Genomic DNA, 15,564 nt, shown 5'->3' with positions numbered 1-15,564 from the left:
GCTCAACCCAACATTTAAGTGAGGCTTGACCGTGACTGCAGAGACAACGCAGTGGACTCTTTCCGGATTCGGCGATGAGATCAGCCCGGATCCGGTCGTGCAAATCGCCGTGCTGCAGGCGCTTGGAGCCCGCCATATCGAGGTGCGGAGCGCCTGGGGCACCAACATCGTGGACCTGAGCGAGGCGGACCTTGCGCGCCTGGACACGATTCTGCGTGACAGCGGAATGGGCGTCTCGGCCATTGCGTCTCCCATCGGCAAAGTCGACGTGACCGAGCCCGTGGCCGTCGAGGTAGCTCGGCTGAAACGTGCCATCCGCGCCGCGCAGGTACTTGGCACCCGTTACATCCGCATCTTCTCCTTCTATCGTTCCAGGGGAGCCACGCCAGAATCCATCCGCGACGCCGTGATGGTGCATATGCGCGCCCTTGCGCACGAGGCAGAGAAGAGCGGGGTAATCCTGCTGCACGAAAACGAGAAGGACATCTTCGGTGACATTCCTGACCGGGTGCTCGATATCGTGCAAAGCGTGAACTCCCCGGCCCTCCGGCTCGCGTGGGACGCCGCCAACTTCGTGCAGGTCGGCATCAAGCCGTTCACCGAGGGTTATGCCAAACTCCGGCCGTACCTCGAGTACCTGCAGGTGAAGGACGCCCGCATGGACGACCAGCGGGTCACCCCGGCTGGCGAGGGCGACGGCGAGGTCCAGCAGACGATCAATGCGCTTCGCGATGACGGCTTCCAGGGGTTCGCGTCCCTCGAACCGCACCTCGCCGACACTCACCAGCTCGGCGGATTTTCCGGACCGGTGGCGTTCGGCGTGGCCGGACGGGCCTTCGATCGAATACTGTTGGAAGCCGGAGTGGGCACAAAGTGAGCACGCCGATTCTGCGCGTGGCCATCGTGGGCTGCGGCGTCATCGGGCGACAACACGCCACCGTCGTCGCCGCCAATCCCGGCCTGGAACTCGTCGTCGTCGTCGATCCGCTGCCAATGGTGGGCACTGCGCTCGCCGATTCGGCGCAGGTCGCCGGGCATCCGCGGCCAGAGGTCTACACCGATCTGGCTGCTGCCCTGGTGCACGAGACGATCGACCTCGTGGCCATCTGCACACCCAGCGGGCTGCATGCCACGCTCGCCGTGCAAGCCCTCGAGGCCGGCGCGCACGTTGTCATCGAGAAACCGATTGACGTTGACCTCGCCAGTGCCCGTGCTGTGATGAGTGCGGCGGATGCTGCCCGGTTGCGCGGTCAGGTCACCTCCGTGATCAGCCAGCACCGGTTCGACGCTGGCAGCGTAGCGGTATCGCGCGCCATCGAGAGCGGTCGGTTCGGCCGGGTCACATCGGCGATGGTGTCGCTGGCGTGGTGGCGCGCCCAGGATTACTACGATTCAGGAGACTGGCGCGGAACCTGGGACCTCGACGGTGGTGGTGCCGTGATGAACCAGGGCGTGCACACCGTCGACCTGCTGCTGTGGTTTCTTGGCACGCCGGTCGAGGTACACGCCTACACCGCGCTCTCGGCGCACGAACGCATCGAAGTTGAGGACACCGCCGTGGCCACCGTGCGCTTCGAATCCGGTGCCCTCGCCGTCATCCACTGCACTACGGCCGCCTACCCGGGCCTCACCGCGAGGCTGCAGGTGCACGGCGATCGGGGTTCTGCCGTTCTTGACAACGATCGCCTCTCCTACTTTCATGCCGCAGGGGATCACCCGGAATCTGGCTCGTCGTATGGGCTGGCCGGGCGGGGCAACCAGGCCGCAGAGGAGGTAGGGGAGCGGGAGTCTGCCGAAAACACCAGTGGCGCCGATGATCTCCTGTCGGCTCACGAGCGCCAATACGCCGATGTAGTTACTGCCATCAGAAGTGGAGTGGACCCGGTCGTTGGCGTGCGGGAGGCGGCATCCGCTCTCGCCCTGGTTCGTGCCATCTACGTCTCGGCCACGGTGGGCCGCGCTGTAGATTTCACGGACGTACTGAACGGATCGTATGACGAACTTGTCGTGGCGACCGGCCCGACGCGCTAGTCGCCCAGGGCTGAGTTTCGGTGCGCACACGCTTCCCGGAGGCGATGGCGTGCTTGATCGCGAGCTGAAGGTAGTGATCTTGCGCGGCCTCGGCGAGACTATATATCTCGGGGCCACCGTTCACAAAGTCGCTCATGCCGGCGAGCAGGGCAGCGATCGAGAGCTCGTCGTCGGCCAGCCGGGCCGGGGTAAACTTGTTCACGTAGGCCCACTCGTCGCCCAGAGTGAGCCCGCGCAGAAACTACCCCTCGTGGTTGCCGGCGCCGCCGGCGGCTACCCGGGCGAACCTTCGATGCAACGGCGAATCGCCCTGATTCAGCGTGCGCACGTGTTCGCCGCGTTCGTCGCGCAGTTCGCCGCGTTCGCCGCGAACCAGCACGCTGTGGGAGCAAATCTACGACCGATACTGGTCGGAGCTGAAGTCGTAGCACCCCAGACGGTCGCCGAAATCGAGCCGCGCGCTCGAGTGGGTCTCGGTCAGCAGGTGTTCTCCCTGCGGGTCGCCCGCCCTCGTGGGGCCGGCCACGAGCGGGGCAACGCGCTCCTACGCCGTGATAGTGGCGTTCTCGAAGCCGATTCCGAGCATCCGTCTCAGCACGCTCATGCCGTGATAGTCATGACACACCGAAACGGATGCCTCCCGTACGGTTCCCAGGATTCCAGACCGGGCGACCGCGATCTGGCTGCTCAGCATCGGCTCCAGGTGATATTGCTCGGCCACTTGGATGAGGGCTCCCATGCGCCGAAGTGGTTCGTCCGCAGCGAGAACTTCGGCCTTCTAAATCCCGCGCCGTTCTTCAGTGAGGAATACGACATCGCGACGGGGAGAGATTGTCGTCTCCCATGCCGCTGTGATCGCCGACGGCCAGGCCGAAGGCGACCGCGCCATCGAGCTGGCGCACTCCGGCTGCCGAGTCTTGTAAGTAGGGGCAGCTGGCTGTGCGCGCTCGGTGCAGGCCTCTCCGGCAGCCCGCGCCGCGGCTCAGGCAGAGGGGCTCACGAGCTGCTTCACCTCGGCGAGCGGCGCCGACCTGTCGCCCGTTGAACGGCTATTCAGTAGTCAAATAGCTCAATGTCTACGATTTCAGTTGTTGGGCGCCAATGTCGTGGGCCGATAAAGTCCGAGTATGAAGACACAGCGCGATATGACTAGTGCAGTTTCGCAGATTGAGCTCAACTCCTCGGTGAGTATCCCGCAGCTGGGTTTCGGTGTGTTTCTCGTCGATCCTGCGGACACGCAACGTGTTGTCGAAGACGCTCTGGCGGTCGGGTACCGCCATCTCGACACCGCGACGGGATACAACAACGAAGCTGAAGTCGGTGCGGCGATCAGGGCGTCTGGTGTACCGCGTGAGGACATCTTCCTGACGACGAAGCTGCGAAACGATCACCATAAGGCGCGCGACGTGGAGGGTGCGTTCTCCCGTAGCCTGGACGCCCTAGAGCTCGACTACCTTGACTTGTACTTGATCCACTGGCCCATGCCGGCCAACGGTTTCTACGTCGAGACCTGGCGTGCCTTCGAGACATTCCTAGCGGATGGTCGGGCGAAGTCGATCGGCGTCAGTAACTTTCTCGTCCCGCACCTGGAGAAGCTGCTCGCCGAGACGGACATTGTGCCCGTGGTGAATCAGGTGGAGTTGCACCCGATCTTCCAACAACGCAAGCTGAGGGAATTCCACGCGAAGCACGGAATCCGCACCGAGGCGTGGGGACCGCTCGGCCAGGGCAAATATGACCTGTTCGGAATGCCGACAATTCAGGCCGCCGCGAAGGCGCATGACGTGCAGCCGGCGCAGGTCGTGCTGCGCTGGCACCTGCAGACTGGCACCATCGTGATCCCGAAGTCAAACTCGCGAGAGCGCATGGCCCAGAATCTCGATGTCTTCGGTTTCGAACTCAACTTGGATGAGATGGCCGTGATCGACGCGCTGGACGAGAATCGTCGTATGGGTGGCAATCCGGCCGAGAATAACTAGGTTGAGTTTAACGGCCGAGTGTGACGTCTCGCGCAGCGTTACACTCGGCCGCGGCTCAGGCCATGCTGCGCACGAGCCGTTGCACTTCACCGAGCTGGTCCACGACGGCAGCATGGAACACAGCAGACGCGCTGACGGCGGGCGGGAAAACCTCGGCCAGGGCGAAGAAGCGGTCCACGAGGGCGGTCGGCTCCGTGACCGCTGCGTCGACGGACCCCGCGGCCTCCCGCAGCAGGTCAGCGAGCGGGTCGTCGAGGGTAGGGCCATCCGCTGCCAGGGTCGACGCGACGAACGAGATCCAGGCGGCTACCGTTAGAGCGAGCCCCTCGGGCGTGCGGCCGGCGACGAGACGGTCGGTGACGGTGCCGAGGATGCGCGTAGGCAGCTTCTGCGAACCGTCCATGCCGACCTGCATTGTGGTGTGCGGCAGATTCGGGTTCGTGAACCGGTCAAGAACGCTGTCGCGGTAATCGTCGAGGTTGAGCCCGAAGGGTACATCCAGGGTCGGCAGGATATCCGCGTCAATCGTGCGGCGCGCTGCCGCCCGGAGCGCCGGGTCGGCGATCGCCTGGGCGATGGTTGCATGCCCCTTGAGGGCTCCGAGGTAGGCGAGTTGGGTATGCGTGGCGTTGAGGATGCGCAGTTTGGCGCGCTCATAGGGGGTTACGTCCGCAGTGAGGATCGCTCCGGCCAACTCCCAGGCAGGTCTCGGCCCGGCGAAGTCGTCTTCGATGACCCATTGGGTGAAGGGCTCGGCCACCACGAGTGCTTCGTCGAGCAGTCCGAGCAGCCCGAGCGCCTCTGCGCGGTCGGCTGGCGTTGTGGCGGGGGCGATGCGGTCGACCATGCTCGAGGGAAAAGAAACGGATGTCCCGAGCCAGGCGAGCAGTTCGTCTCGCCGGACGCTCGGCTTGAGCGCTTCCACCAGCGAGAAGACCAACGTGCGGGTCAAGGCGCCATTGTTCACGAGGTTGTCGCAGGAGAGCACGGTAAACGGTCGGCCACCCGCGCGGAAACGCCGGGTCAGGCCGCGAACGAGCAGCCCGATTGGACTGCCGGAGGCCGGCAGGTCGCCCTCGTCGAGGAGCTCTCGCTCGATCAGGGCCAGGTCCTGTTGCACGATCGGAAGGTTCAGGTCGATACCGTCGCCAGCGCTCAGGTAGCCCTTTTCGGTGATCGTCAGCGTCGCGATATGGGTCGAGGCGCTCGCGAGCGAGGCGGCGACTTTTTCCGAATCTCGCGCCGGCCAGGCCACATCGCGAACCGAACCCACGATGCGAAGCGAGGTTTCGGAGGCCCCCTTCTGCAGCACGCCGTAGAGGCAGTCCTGCGGTTTCAGCTGCTGAACCACGGAATCGGTGCGCCCGGTGACGCCGAGGATTCCCCAGCAAGTGTCACCGGCTGCCGCAGCTGCATCTTCGGTGAATACTGCCTGGTGTGCCCGGTGGAAGGCCCCAATTCCGAAGTGCACGATTCCGATCGTGAGCACTTCAGGGTCGACGTGCGGCCCGATGGCTCCCCCCGGGTATCCGCTGGAAATTGTCTCAAGCGATAGTCGGTCAGTCGTACGTATCGTGTCAGTCTTCACGGGAGTCCTTGACTTGGGCCACCAGTTGAGTGGGATTGATGAAACGAAGGGCGATGATCAGAATCAGAAGCATCATCGCGGTGTAAATCACGCCCATCGAGGAGATGAGCTGTCGGGCCTCTCCACCGCCGGCACTCGTCATGGCCCGGTAAATGGCGACGACCAGGGTGTCCGAGCGGGGTCCCGACACCAGAAAAGTGAGGTCGAACATGCCGACCGTTCGAACGAGAACGAGGATGCTCGCGGCGAGGATTCCTGGAATCAGCAGCGGAGCCAGAATCCTGGTGAAAACCCGAAACATGCTGGCCCCGCACATGCGAGCGGCATTTTCGATGGCCGGGTTGATCTGCTCGATGAACGGCGTCATCGTGATGATCACAAACGGCACCGACGGCACGAGGTTCACCAGAATGACGGCGAGCACCGTGCGGCCGAGGCCGAAGTTGTACATCACGGTCGCGAGCGGGATGCCGAAGGTGATCGGCGGAATCAGAATGGGCAACAGAAACAGCAGCATCACGAGCTTTTTACCCGGAAAGTTGCTGCGGGCGAGCACATAGGAGGCCGGCACGCCGATGATCACCGAGATGATGATCACAGAGAAGGCGACCAGAAGCGTCACCCCGATGATATGTGTCAGGTCGAAGCGGGCCCAGGACTCCTGGTACCAGCCCAGGGTAAAGGTCTCCGGCAGCCAGGTGTTGAACCAAGGCTTGCCGAGCGAGTCCACGAGCACACTGAGCACGATGCCAAATAAAAAGATGAAGAACGCGGCGATACCGAACCAGACAAACCAGGTTCCGGGCGAAGCGGCGAGGGATTTCTCGCCGGGCGCCAGCTTGCCTCGGCTGCGGTTCTTGACGATGTTGACCACCTCGGTGGGTGGAGCGGCCGTGAGCTTTGAGTTGGACATCAGCCCTTCCCTCCCGTTGAACCCTTATAAAGGAAGGAGCGGCCCAGGAACACGAACGCGATCACGATGAGCTCCACCACCCCCATCATGATGGCGATCGTGGAGGCCATGCTGTAGTCCAGCTGTTCCGAGAACGCTCGGTAGGCCATCAGCGCTAGCACGCGGGTTTCACCCGAGGCGTCACCGACGAGCCGCGCCGACGGGAACACGCTGAAGGCGAGCACGAACGTGAGAATGAAGGTCGTGGCCAGTCCGGGCGCGAGCAGCGGCAGCGTGATGCGCCGGAAGCGCTGCTTCCAGTTGGCGCCGAGGGTCTTCGCGGCCGCTTCGAGCGAGGGATCGATTCCGGAGAGATACGACGAGATCAGCAGATACGCGAAGGGAAAGCCGGAGATAATCAGTGACAGCATAACGCCCAGGTAATTGTTAACGAGCTGGAGCGGCTGATCGATGATGCCGTTTTCCAGCAAAAACCGGTTGAGCCAGCCCTGACGCCCGGCGAAGATCAGCAGGCCCTGGGCGGTGAGCACGGTGCCCAGCGTGATGGGCAGCACGAGCAGGGTCTGCAGCATCCGCTTGCCGCGGAATTTACTGCGGAGCTTGAACGCGATCGGAATAGACACGAGCACGTTGAACAGCGCGGCGGGGAGGGCGAGCCGCAGCGTTATCCAGACAGAGTCAAAGATGAACGCGTCCTTGAAGAACGCCACATAGTTGGCAAAGAATCCGCCGCCCCACTGCTCTTGGGTGGCCGCGAGTGGCTGAAAGGTGAGCCCGATGCCGTAGGCGAAGGGGTACACGAACAGCAGCAGCGCGAACACGATGGCCGGCACGAGCAACAGTAGTTTCGTGTCGACTCCGCGTTCGGCCAGCCGGTGCCTGAGGCTGGCCGAACCACGCGCGCGGGAGCCCGTATGGGTGGCTGATGTCATCATCGCACCGCCGAGAGTTCCCGGGGCGCGGCGACTCCGTCGAGGCTCGAGCGGTAGACGAGGGCACGGGAGGGATCGACGGCGAGCCGCACGGTAGAGCCGGGGAGGAGCGCCGTGTAGGCGTGTACGTACAGGTTTTGGCCTTCGGTGGTCGTGACTTCGACCGCAAATTCGCGCCCCTGGTACTCAACGACGTTCACGGTGGCCTGTATGGCGTCCCGACCGGATGGCGTGTCGGGCCCGGTAACGACAAGATCGGAGGGACGGATGGCTAAGCGAACGGTGTCCCCGACGGCCGCCGTTTGGGCCAGGGTCGCCATGATCGATATGCCACGCCCTGTTACCCGGGCGAGGTCTCCCACGACCGATTCGACCTCGAGGTCGACAATGTTGCGGTAACCCATGAAGTCGGCAACGTGCCAGTTGGTGGGATTGTTGTGCAGCTGCTCGGGCGTGCCGATCTGTTGCACGCGGCCCTCGCGCAGCACCACGAGCCGGTCGGCGAGGGAAAGGGCTTCTTCCTGATCGTGGGTAACGTAGATTGTGGTGAGCCCGAGGGACTGGTGCAGGCGACGGATCTCGGTGCGCATCTCCAGACGAAGCTTTGCATCGAGATTGGAGAGCGGCTCGTCCATCAGCACGAGGCGTGGTTCGAGCACGACGGCGCGAGCGATGGCGACGCGTTGCTGCTGGCCACCCGACAACTGGCCCGGCCGCTTTTTCGCCTGATCTTGCAGCTTCACGAGGGCGAGGCCGTCGGCGACTCGCCGGGTGACCTCCGCTTTGGGTAGGTTGCGCATTTGCAGACCGAACGCGATGTTCTTCTCCACGGACAGGTGGGGGAAGAGCGCATAGTTCTGAAAGACCATTCCGAAGTCGCGCTTTTCGGAGGGCAGCACGTCGATCCGCTTGCCATCGATCAGGATCTCACCGTGGGTGAGCGGGAGAAGGCCAGCGAGGCAGTTGAGTGCGGTGGACTTGCCGCATCCCGACGGTCCGAGCAGGGCGATGAATTCGCCCGCCCGAACCCTGAGATTTAGGTCGACCAACGCATTCTGGCCGCCGAAGCTGCGACCGACGTTCTTCAATTCGAGGGTGTCAAATGTATTGGTCGACCGTGTCATGAGCTACTTCGCCTCAAATTTTCCCGAGCCGACTTCGCGGTCCCAGATGTCAAATGCCTGCACGAGGGCGCCAGGCTCGAGCGGAGCTGCTTTGGGCATCTCCTCGATCAGGTCGTCGTACCAATCGCGGCCGAACTCGGCAATGACGTCCTGGCTGGCTTGGGGCGCCTTGTCGATCGTTGCGCCCTCGATGGCCGGACCGGGGTAGAAATAGCCAGTGTCGTACGCCATGGCGTTGGTCTCCGGGGTGAGGATGTCCTGCAGAAGCAGCAGGATGGCTGACATTTTGTCAGCGGTCTGGCCCTGGGGAACCACGGCGTAGTGGGCATCCGTTACCCAGGTGAAGTCGTCGAACGGGGCAGCTTCAATGCTCGCGGGCATCTTGGCCGTGGCGCGGGGTTCGATGTCCCAGCCGGTCGTGGTGGGAATCATTGCCCAGGTTCCGTCGGCCATGTTAGTAATGACCTGACCGGTGCCGGTGGGGTAGTTGTTGATGGTGAGGCCGAGTTCCTTCAGGTAAGCCCAGGTCTTGTCCCAGCCGTTCACGGGATCGGTCGGGTCGGAGTCGCCGAGGATGTACGGCAGGCCCTGCAGAAAGGTTCGGCCGGGTCCGGAGTTAGCCGGACGCGCATAACCGAACTTGCCGGGGTTGGCCTCCGCCCAGGCGAGTACCTCTTCCGGGGTGGTTGGAACGTCAGTTACTACGGCGGGGTCGTACTGCAGCAGCGGGCCGGAAGGGTAGTAGGTCGTGACGACGCCGAAGCCCTCTGCGAGCTTTTGCATGTTAGCGGCGGGCTCGATGTAGTCGTCCTGATTTGATAGCCGGCCGCCGTAATCGGTGACGAGCGGAATCCACAGGTTCTGGCCGATTCCGGCGGAAAGGCCGTCGGTTCCGGTCATCACGACGTCGATCGAGAGACTTCCGCTGTCGACCTGGGGCTTGATCGACCCGACGAGGTCGGGCGCGCCGGCGCTCTCCCAGGTGACGGAAGAGATAACGTCGGGGTTCGCAGCCACGAAGGCGTCGACCATGGGTCCGGTGAGCTTCTGGTTGCCGGCCACGTCGAGGATGTTCAGGGTGACCGGGGCGGACGGCTTGTCGGGCACATCGGAGGCGTTGGTCGCTGGAGTGGCCGGTGCGGTGCCGGAATTCGGTGCGGTACACCCCGTGAGAACGAGGGCTGCCACGGCGACTGCCGCTGTGACATAAGTGCGGGTGAAAGCTCTCATTTCGATTTTTTCCTTCTGTTCTGACCAAACGGCTGTGTCTGGAAGCTGTGGGGACCGCTGATTAAGCGGATGCTGCGCGGCTGGCGGGTAAAACGCCCGTGGACTGCCGCACGACGAGTTCCACCGGGATCTCGAGGTTGGGGCGTGGCTCCTTGCGCCGGCCCAGCACTGTGTCGAGCAGAGCATCGACGCTCGCACGGCCCATCTGGATGCGGGGAAAGTCCACCGTCGTGAGGTTGGGCCAGACGAGGGTGGACATCGGCACGTTGTCGAAGCCGGTCACGCTGATGTCGGTCGGCACGGTGATGCCGCGGTGGCGCAGCCGGTCGACGAGCCCGGCAGCGACGAGGTCGTTGAAGGCCACGATAGCCGTGGCGCCGCTCGCGAGTGCAAGGTCCGCCGCCTGGGTTCCTCCGGAGAACACCGGCGGAAAACTGCCGAGTTCGATCAGTTCAACATCGTTGGACTGTTCGGCGAAGTCGCGCAGGGCCGTGTCGCGTTCCCGGTTTGACCACGAGGTGATCGGGCCGGCCGCGTAGGCGATCGTGCGGTGACCGAGCGCCACCAGGTGCCGCATCACTGCTCGGGCGCCGCCGCCATTGTCGAATGTGATCGACGGGACGCCGGCCAGGGTGCGGTTGACGAGCACGAGCGAGCTGTCCTCGGCGACGCGGCCGACGGCTTCGTCGGAGCCGCGGGGGGAGCAGAGAATGACGCCGTCGACCTGCTTGGTCAGGCCGCGCACGACCTCGTCTTCGAGGAGCGGATCTTCGTCGGTGTCGGCGATGAACACTGCGTAGCCAGCGGCGCGGGCACGGGCCTGCACTCCCTTGCAAATTGATCCGAAAAATGGGTTTTCGAGGTCGGGTACGACGAGGCCGATGCTGCCGGTGCGGCCGGTGACGAGTCCCCGGGCAGCGCGGTTAGGCCGGTAGCCCATGGTTCGGGCCGTCTCCTGCACGTGCACGCGGGTGGCCTCGGCAACCTGCTCCGGGTTGGCCAGCGCCCGGGAGACCGTGGAAATCGATACTCCGGTGGCGCGGGCCACATCGCGAATGGTCACGACCATGCTCACCACCACCCTGTGTAATGGTCCGAGCGTTTGCGGACCGTGGCTACAGTCTGCAAACGTTTGCAGCGTTTCGTCAAGTCTCAGTTTTATAACGAGAGAAAGTTTGCATTATTGGCGACCATGACCGTTCCGTTACTCCTACTTACGTGCATATAGTGGTCTCAACGGACCCGGCAATGACGCGTTCATCGGGCTCGACCGACTGCAACAACACTCATTTTGTTTCAACGAGGAGGCAGAAAATGGCCAAGACGCCATGGAAACTTCACCCTGACCGGGCGCTCCCGGCCGAACCGACCCAGCGCTCGATCGCCCGTGAGCTCTACCAGAGCGTCGCCGCACTGCCGATCGTCTCGATGCACGGGCACATTGATGCCGGGGCCATCCGGCGCAACGATGCCTTCGGCGACCCGGCCGAACTGTTCATCATTCCAGACCACTACCTCGTGCGAATGCTCGTGTCCCAGGGCTACCGTCAACAAGATCTCGGCGTTCGGCCCCTGAACGGCGACGCGTACGAGACCGACCACCGCCTCGTCTGGCGGCGCTTCTGCTCCATGTGGAAGCTGTTTCGGGGAACCCCCACCCGGTACTGGATGGAACACGAGCTGGTAGAGGTCTTCGGCATTGCCGAAGAACCCTCCGCAGCCACGGCTGATGCGATTTACGACCAGCTGTCAGCCGCACTGGCCGCGCCGTCGTGGCGCATCCGCTCACTCTTTGATCGTTTCAATATCGAGATTCTCAGCACGACGGATGCGCCGGATTCCGACCTGGCCGACCATGCAGCGCTCGCCGCAGACGGCTGGGGCGAGCGCGTCGTTCCCACCTTCCGGCCCGACGGAATTTTTTACCCCGATCGCGCAGCATGGCGGGCCTCCGTGCGCGCGCTCGCCGCCCGCAACGGCACCGAGATCACGGACTACGCGAGTTTCCTGGTGGCCGTGCAGGAACGACGGCTCGCATTCGTGGCGGCCGGCGCCCGGGCCACCGACCATGGCCACCTCTCCGCCGATACCACCCCACTTTCCGCAGCGGATGCCCAGCGCATCTTTGACCAGGCGCTCGCCGGGCCGGTCGATGCGGCCACCGGCGCGGCCTTCGCAGCCAACATGCTGTTCGAGAGCGCTCGCATGTCGGTCGAAGACGGGCTCGTCATGCAGCTGCACCCGGGAGTGCAGCGCGACCATTCCGACCAGATCTTTGCCGCCTTCGGACCGGACAACGGGTTCGACATTCCTCGCCAGGTGGATTACACCCGCGGGCTGCAGCCGCTGCTCAACGCCTTCGGTCTTGACCCGCGGTTTCGCATCATCCTGTTCACGACCGACGAGAACGTGTATTCGCGGGAACTTGCCCCGATCGCGGGGGCCTACCCCTCGGTGCGGCTCGGTGCACCCTGGTGGTTCCTCGATTCGCCTGGAGGCATGGCGAGGTTCCGTGAGCTCGTCACCGAGACCGCTGGCTTTTACAACACGAGCGGTTTCGTCGACGACACCCGTGCGTTCGCGTCGATTCCGGCCAGACACGACCTCGCCCGACGCATCGACGCCGGCTACCTCTCCAAGCTCGTGGCCGAACACCGACTCACCCTGGACGAGGCGACGGAGACAGCCATCGACCTCGCCTACACCCTGCCGCTGGCGGCATATGCGCGGCGCGACGACGCATCCGCTGGCATCGCACCAGTCTCTGTAACACCAGAAGGAGCCGCACTATGAGCGTCATTGAACATGCAGAAGTCTTCGTTACGAGCCCCGGCCGGAACTTCGTCACTCTGAAGATCACCACGTCGGACGGCGTGACGGGCCTCGGCGATGCGACTCTCAACGGGCGTGAGCTTTCAGTGGTCGCCTACCTGCAGGAGCACATCGTGCCGTTGCTGATCGGCCGCGACCCGCAGGCGATCGAAGACACCTGGCAGTACCTGTACCGCGGGGCATATTGGCGTCGCGGTCCCGTCACGATGGCGGCGATCGCAGCGGTGGACGTTGCCCTTTGGGATATCAAGGGCAAGGTTACCGGCCAGCCGGTGTATCAACTGCTCGGTGGGGCCTCCCGCACGGGGGCCCTCGCCTACGGGCACGCGTCCGGATCGGACCTGCCGTCGCTGTTCAACTCCATTCAGAACCACCTCGACCAGGGGTTCAAGGCCATCCGCGTGCAAACGGGCGTGCCCGGCCTCGGCCAGGTCTACGGTGTGGCCACGAACCAGAAGCCCGGCGAGCGCTACGACTACGAACCAGCCAAGCGCACTTCGGTTCCTACCGAGGAGCAGTGGGACAGCCGCGCGTACCTCCGGCACATCCCGACGATCTTCGCGGCCGTGCGCGAGGAATTCGGCTATGACCTGCCGCTGCTGCATGACGGCCATCACCGGCTTACGCCGAACGAGGCTGCCATCCTCGGTAAATCGCTCGAGCCCTACGACTTGTTCTGGCTCGAGGACTGCACCCCCGGCGAAAACCAGGAGAGCCTGCGCCGGGTGCGCGCGCAGACGACGACGCCACTGGCCATCGGCGAGGTCTTCAACACGGTTTTCGACTATCAGACCCTGATCACCGAGCAGCTCATCGATTACGTGCGCAGTGCCGTCACCCACACCGGCGGCATCAGCGCGCTCAAAAAGATCATCGACTTCGCGGCGATCTACCAGATCAAGTCTGGTTTCCACGGACCAACCGATATCTCGCCGGTCGGCCAGGCAGCCGCCCTGCACCTCGACCTCGCCATTCACAACTTCGGCATCCAGGAGTATATGAAGCACTCCGAAGACACCCTGTCGGTGTTTCAGACGAGCTACACCTTTAAGGACGGCCTGCTGCACCCGGGCAACAACCCCGGCCTCGGTGTCGAGTACGACGAGGCGCTCGCCGCTACCTTCGACTACACGCCGGCGTACCTGCCGGTGAACCGGCTGCAGCGCGACGGGACCATGCACGACTGGTAAACCAGAGGAATCCGCTCGCCGAGTGTCGGCGGACCGGTCCGCCGGCCCCGGCGTGTAACTCCTGCAGATTCCGGGGCAGACCACAAGTCGGCCCCGGAATCACGCGGCAGTCCGGCTCGGTCGTCTCGATTTGCAGGAGTTATGCGCGGAGAACTTGCGGCCGGGGTGCTCAGGTGACGGTGCCGAACTGCCAGGGGATGAACTCCTCCTGGCCAACGCCGAGCTCTTCGCTCACGGTCTGTTCGCCCGATGCCACTCGAATGATGAGGGCGAAGATCTCTGCCCCGACTTCGGCGAGGGTGGCCGTGCCGTCGACGATGCGGCCCGCGTTGAGGTCCATGTCATCGGGCATCCGGTTGAAAGTCTCCGAGTTGGTGGCGAGCTTGATCGACGGCGTGGGCTTGGAGCCGAACACCGAGCCGCGACCGGTGGTGAAGCACACGACAGTTGCGCCGCCGGCGATGATGCCGGTCACCGACACCGGATCGTAGCCGGGGGTGTCCATGAAGACGAGACCGCGTTCGGTGATGCGCTCGGCGTACTCATATACTGCGGAGAGGTTCGCTTGCCCGGCCTTCGCGACGGCGCCGAGTGACTTTTCCAGAATGGTGGTCAGCCCGCCGGCCTTGTTGCCGGGGGACGGGTTGTTATCGAGGCTACCGCCGCCCTGCCGCGCGTAGCCCTGCCACCACTCGATGCGGTCGAGCAGTCGTTGCCCGACCGCGGGCGAGACTGCGCGGCTGGTGAGCAAATGCTCAGCGCCGAACACCTCCGGTGTTTCTGCCAGAACGGATGTCGCCCCATACGCCACGAGCAAGTCCGACGCCACACCCAGGGCCGGGTTCGCGGTGATGCCGGAGAAGCCGTCGGAGCCGCCGCAGTTCAGGCCCAGCACGAGTTCGGATACCGGAACCGGAACCCTCGAGCGCGCGTTGAGCTCGGGCAGCATGGCGCGGATGCGGGCGATGCCCTCCTTGACGGTAGCGCGCACGCCGCCCTCGCCCTGGATGTTCATGGAAGACACGAGGGTGTCGCTCGGCAAATCGTAGCCCTGCACGAGCGACTCGACCGGGACCATTTCGCAGCCAAGGCCCACGACGAGCAGGCCGCCGAAGTTGGGGTGCGCCGCGTAGCCGCGGAGGGTGCGCAGCAGAACCTGGCCACCTTCGCTGGTGGGGATCAGGCCGCATCCACTCTGGTGCGTGAGAGCCATCACGCCGTCGACGTTCTCGAACTCGTCGAGGGCGAAGCCGCGAAAGGCCTCGGCGATGAGGTTGGCGGCCGTGGCCGAGCAGTTCACCGAGGTGAGAATGCCCACATAGTTGCGGGTGCCCACTCGACCGTCGGCGCGCGGGTAGCCGAGAAACGTGGGCATGGGCTCGCTCGGTACCGCGAGGTCGGTGCGACTGGTGCCGAACTCGTGGGTGCGCCCGGTGTCGTCCATGCCGAGGTTCTGGCTGTGCACGTGCTCGCCGGCGGCGATCGCCGCGGTCGCGCGACCGATGGACTGCCCATATTTGTGTACCTGTGCGCCCGTGGCGATGGCGACGAGGGCGAACTTGTGGCTGCGCGGGATATCGGCTGGGAGGGTTAGTTCCGCGCCTCCCATGCCGAGATCAATCAGGGTGCCGGCGGGTAGCGAACGCAGCGCGACGGCCACCTCATCCCGGTCGTTCAAGTGCAGGGCAACGTCGCGGAGCAAGACTCTGGTGGGCATCTGGCGGGATCCTTGTGGCTGTTATAGG

Annotated in this window: 14 protein-coding genes; 5 read left to right on the top strand and 9 right to left on the bottom strand. The window is 64.1% G+C overall.

Features of this window, described 5'->3' with window-relative positions; genetic code table 11:
* Nucleotides 1-31 precede the first annotated feature (31 nt).
* Together CXY73_RS16180 and CXY73_RS16175 are read left to right on the top strand one after the other, a co-directional pair.
* On the top strand, nt 32-877 hold the full coding sequence (locus CXY73_RS16180) for a sugar phosphate isomerase/epimerase family protein (RefSeq protein ID WP_369831252.1): 846 nt from the start codon (nt 32-34) through the stop codon (nt 875-877).
* A complete protein-coding gene (locus CXY73_RS16175; RefSeq protein ID WP_104178273.1) occupies nt 874-2,031 on the top strand; it encodes a Gfo/Idh/MocA family protein in 1,158 nt (385 codons plus the stop codon). Before CXY73_RS16180 ends, CXY73_RS16175 begins: the two co-directional genes overlap by 4 nt.
* Here CXY73_RS16175 and CXY73_RS21640 read toward each other — a convergent pair.
* Nucleotides 1,970-2,233 carry a hypothetical protein gene (locus CXY73_RS21640; RefSeq protein WP_146071788.1) on the bottom strand — a complete coding sequence of 88 codons (264 nt, stop codon included), beginning with the start codon at nt 2,231-2,233 and terminating at the stop codon, nt 1,970-1,972. The genes CXY73_RS16175 and CXY73_RS21640 overlap by 62 nt on opposite strands.
* A 342-nt stretch (nt 2,234-2,575) precedes the next feature.
* Nucleotides 2,576-2,770, bottom strand: a complete 195-nt coding sequence (locus CXY73_RS16170; RefSeq protein ID WP_104178272.1) for a hypothetical protein — start codon at nt 2,768-2,770, stop codon at nt 2,576-2,578.
* A gap of 388 nt (nt 2,771-3,158) precedes the next feature.
* Here CXY73_RS16170 and CXY73_RS16165 point away from each other — a divergent pair, with 388 nt between their 5' ends.
* Nucleotides 3,159-4,010, top strand: coding sequence for an aldo/keto reductase (locus tag CXY73_RS16165; protein ID WP_233198398.1), 852 nt, complete (start codon nt 3,159-3,161; stop codon nt 4,008-4,010).
* Nucleotides 4,011-4,065: 55 nt separating this feature from the next.
* Here the strand turns inward: CXY73_RS16165 and CXY73_RS16160 are convergent, their stop codons facing one another.
* The 6 genes from CXY73_RS16160 to CXY73_RS16135 form a co-directional block, all read right to left on the bottom strand.
* Nucleotides 4,066-5,598: a mannitol dehydrogenase family protein gene (locus tag CXY73_RS16160; RefSeq protein WP_233198397.1), complete on the bottom strand. Its 1,533-nt coding sequence runs from the start codon at nt 5,596-5,598 to the stop codon at nt 4,066-4,068.
* Nucleotides 5,588-6,511 carry an ABC transporter permease gene (locus CXY73_RS16155; RefSeq protein ID WP_104178270.1) on the bottom strand — a complete coding sequence of 308 codons (924 nt, stop codon included), beginning with the start codon at nt 6,509-6,511 and terminating at the stop codon, nt 5,588-5,590. The genes CXY73_RS16160 and CXY73_RS16155 overlap by 11 nt, the downstream gene beginning before the upstream one ends.
* Entirely contained in the window at nt 6,511-7,443 is a 933-nt protein-coding gene (locus tag CXY73_RS16150) for an ABC transporter permease (protein ID WP_104178295.1), read from the bottom strand. The genes CXY73_RS16155 and CXY73_RS16150 overlap by 1 nt, the downstream gene beginning before the upstream one ends.
* Nucleotides 7,443-8,567, bottom strand: coding sequence for an ABC transporter ATP-binding protein (locus tag CXY73_RS16145; RefSeq protein ID WP_104178269.1), 1,125 nt, complete (start codon nt 8,565-8,567; stop codon nt 7,443-7,445). The genes CXY73_RS16150 and CXY73_RS16145 overlap by 1 nt, the downstream gene beginning before the upstream one ends.
* A gap of 3 nt (nt 8,568-8,570) precedes the next feature.
* The gene (locus CXY73_RS16140; RefSeq protein ID WP_104178268.1) at nt 8,571-9,797 is read right to left on the bottom strand and encodes an extracellular solute-binding protein; all 1,227 of its coding nucleotides are present in this window, start codon (nt 9,795-9,797) and stop codon (nt 8,571-8,573) included.
* Nucleotides 9,798-9,858: 61 nt separating this feature from the next.
* Nucleotides 9,859-10,866, bottom strand: coding sequence for a LacI family DNA-binding transcriptional regulator (locus CXY73_RS16135; RefSeq protein WP_104137900.1), 1,008 nt, complete (start codon nt 10,864-10,866; stop codon nt 9,859-9,861).
* A 245-nt stretch (nt 10,867-11,111) separates the two neighbouring features.
* On the opposite strand from CXY73_RS16135, the gene uxaC reads away from it, so the two are divergent.
* Together uxaC and manD are read left to right on the top strand one after the other, a co-directional pair.
* On the top strand, nt 11,112-12,590 hold the full coding sequence (gene uxaC / locus CXY73_RS16130) for a glucuronate isomerase (protein WP_104178267.1): 1,479 nt from the start codon (nt 11,112-11,114) through the stop codon (nt 12,588-12,590).
* Complete coding sequence (gene manD, locus CXY73_RS16125; protein WP_104178266.1) at nt 12,587-13,819, top strand: D-mannonate dehydratase ManD; 1,233 nt, start codon at nt 12,587-12,589, stop codon at nt 13,817-13,819. Before uxaC ends, manD begins: the two co-directional genes overlap by 4 nt.
* Before the next feature lie 169 nt (nt 13,820-13,988).
* On the opposite strand, the gene CXY73_RS16120 is transcribed toward manD, so the two are convergent.
* Nucleotides 13,989-15,536, bottom strand: a complete 1,548-nt coding sequence (locus CXY73_RS16120; RefSeq protein WP_104178265.1) for a UxaA family hydrolase — start codon at nt 15,534-15,536, stop codon at nt 13,989-13,991.
* Between the last annotated feature and the right edge of the window lie 28 nt (nt 15,537-15,564).

This window comes from Cryobacterium sp. Y50 (assembly GCF_002929805.1).
Lineage (GTDB): Bacteria > Actinomycetota > Actinomycetes > Actinomycetales > Microbacteriaceae > Cryobacterium.
This window is presented reverse-complemented; position numbering and strand designations above follow the sequence as displayed.

What these genes read in the sequence shown, in the direction of transcription:
- CXY73_RS16170 (WP_104178272.1), bottom strand. Translation starts at nt 2,770, where the DNA reads ATGGGAGCCCTCATCCAAGTGGCCGAGCAATATCACCTGGAGCCGATG.
- CXY73_RS16165 (WP_233198398.1), top strand. Translation starts at nt 3,159, where the DNA reads ATGAAGACACAGCGCGATATGACTAGTGCAGTTTCGCAGATTGAGCTC.
- CXY73_RS16155 (WP_104178270.1), bottom strand. Translation starts at nt 6,511, where the DNA reads ATGTCCAACTCAAAGCTCACGGCCGCTCCACCCACCGAGGTGGTCAAC.
- CXY73_RS16150 (WP_104178295.1), bottom strand. Translation starts at nt 7,443, where the DNA reads ATGACATCAGCCACCCATACGGGCTCCCGCGCGCGTGGTTCGGCCAGC.
- CXY73_RS16145 (WP_104178269.1), bottom strand. Translation starts at nt 8,567, where the DNA reads ATGACACGGTCGACCAATACATTTGACACCCTCGAATTGAAGAACGTC.
- CXY73_RS16140 (WP_104178268.1), bottom strand. Translation starts at nt 9,797, where the DNA reads ATGAGAGCTTTCACCCGCACTTATGTCACAGCGGCAGTCGCCGTGGCA.
- CXY73_RS16135 (WP_104137900.1), bottom strand. Translation starts at nt 10,866, where the DNA reads ATGGTCGTGACCATTCGCGATGTGGCCCGCGCCACCGGAGTATCGATT.
- uxaC (WP_104178267.1), top strand. Translation starts at nt 11,112, where the DNA reads ATGGCCAAGACGCCATGGAAACTTCACCCTGACCGGGCGCTCCCGGCC.
- manD (WP_104178266.1), top strand. Translation starts at nt 12,587, where the DNA reads ATGAGCGTCATTGAACATGCAGAAGTCTTCGTTACGAGCCCCGGCCGG.
- CXY73_RS16120 (WP_104178265.1), bottom strand. Translation starts at nt 15,536, where the DNA reads ATGCCCACCAGAGTCTTGCTCCGCGACGTTGCCCTGCACTTGAACGAC.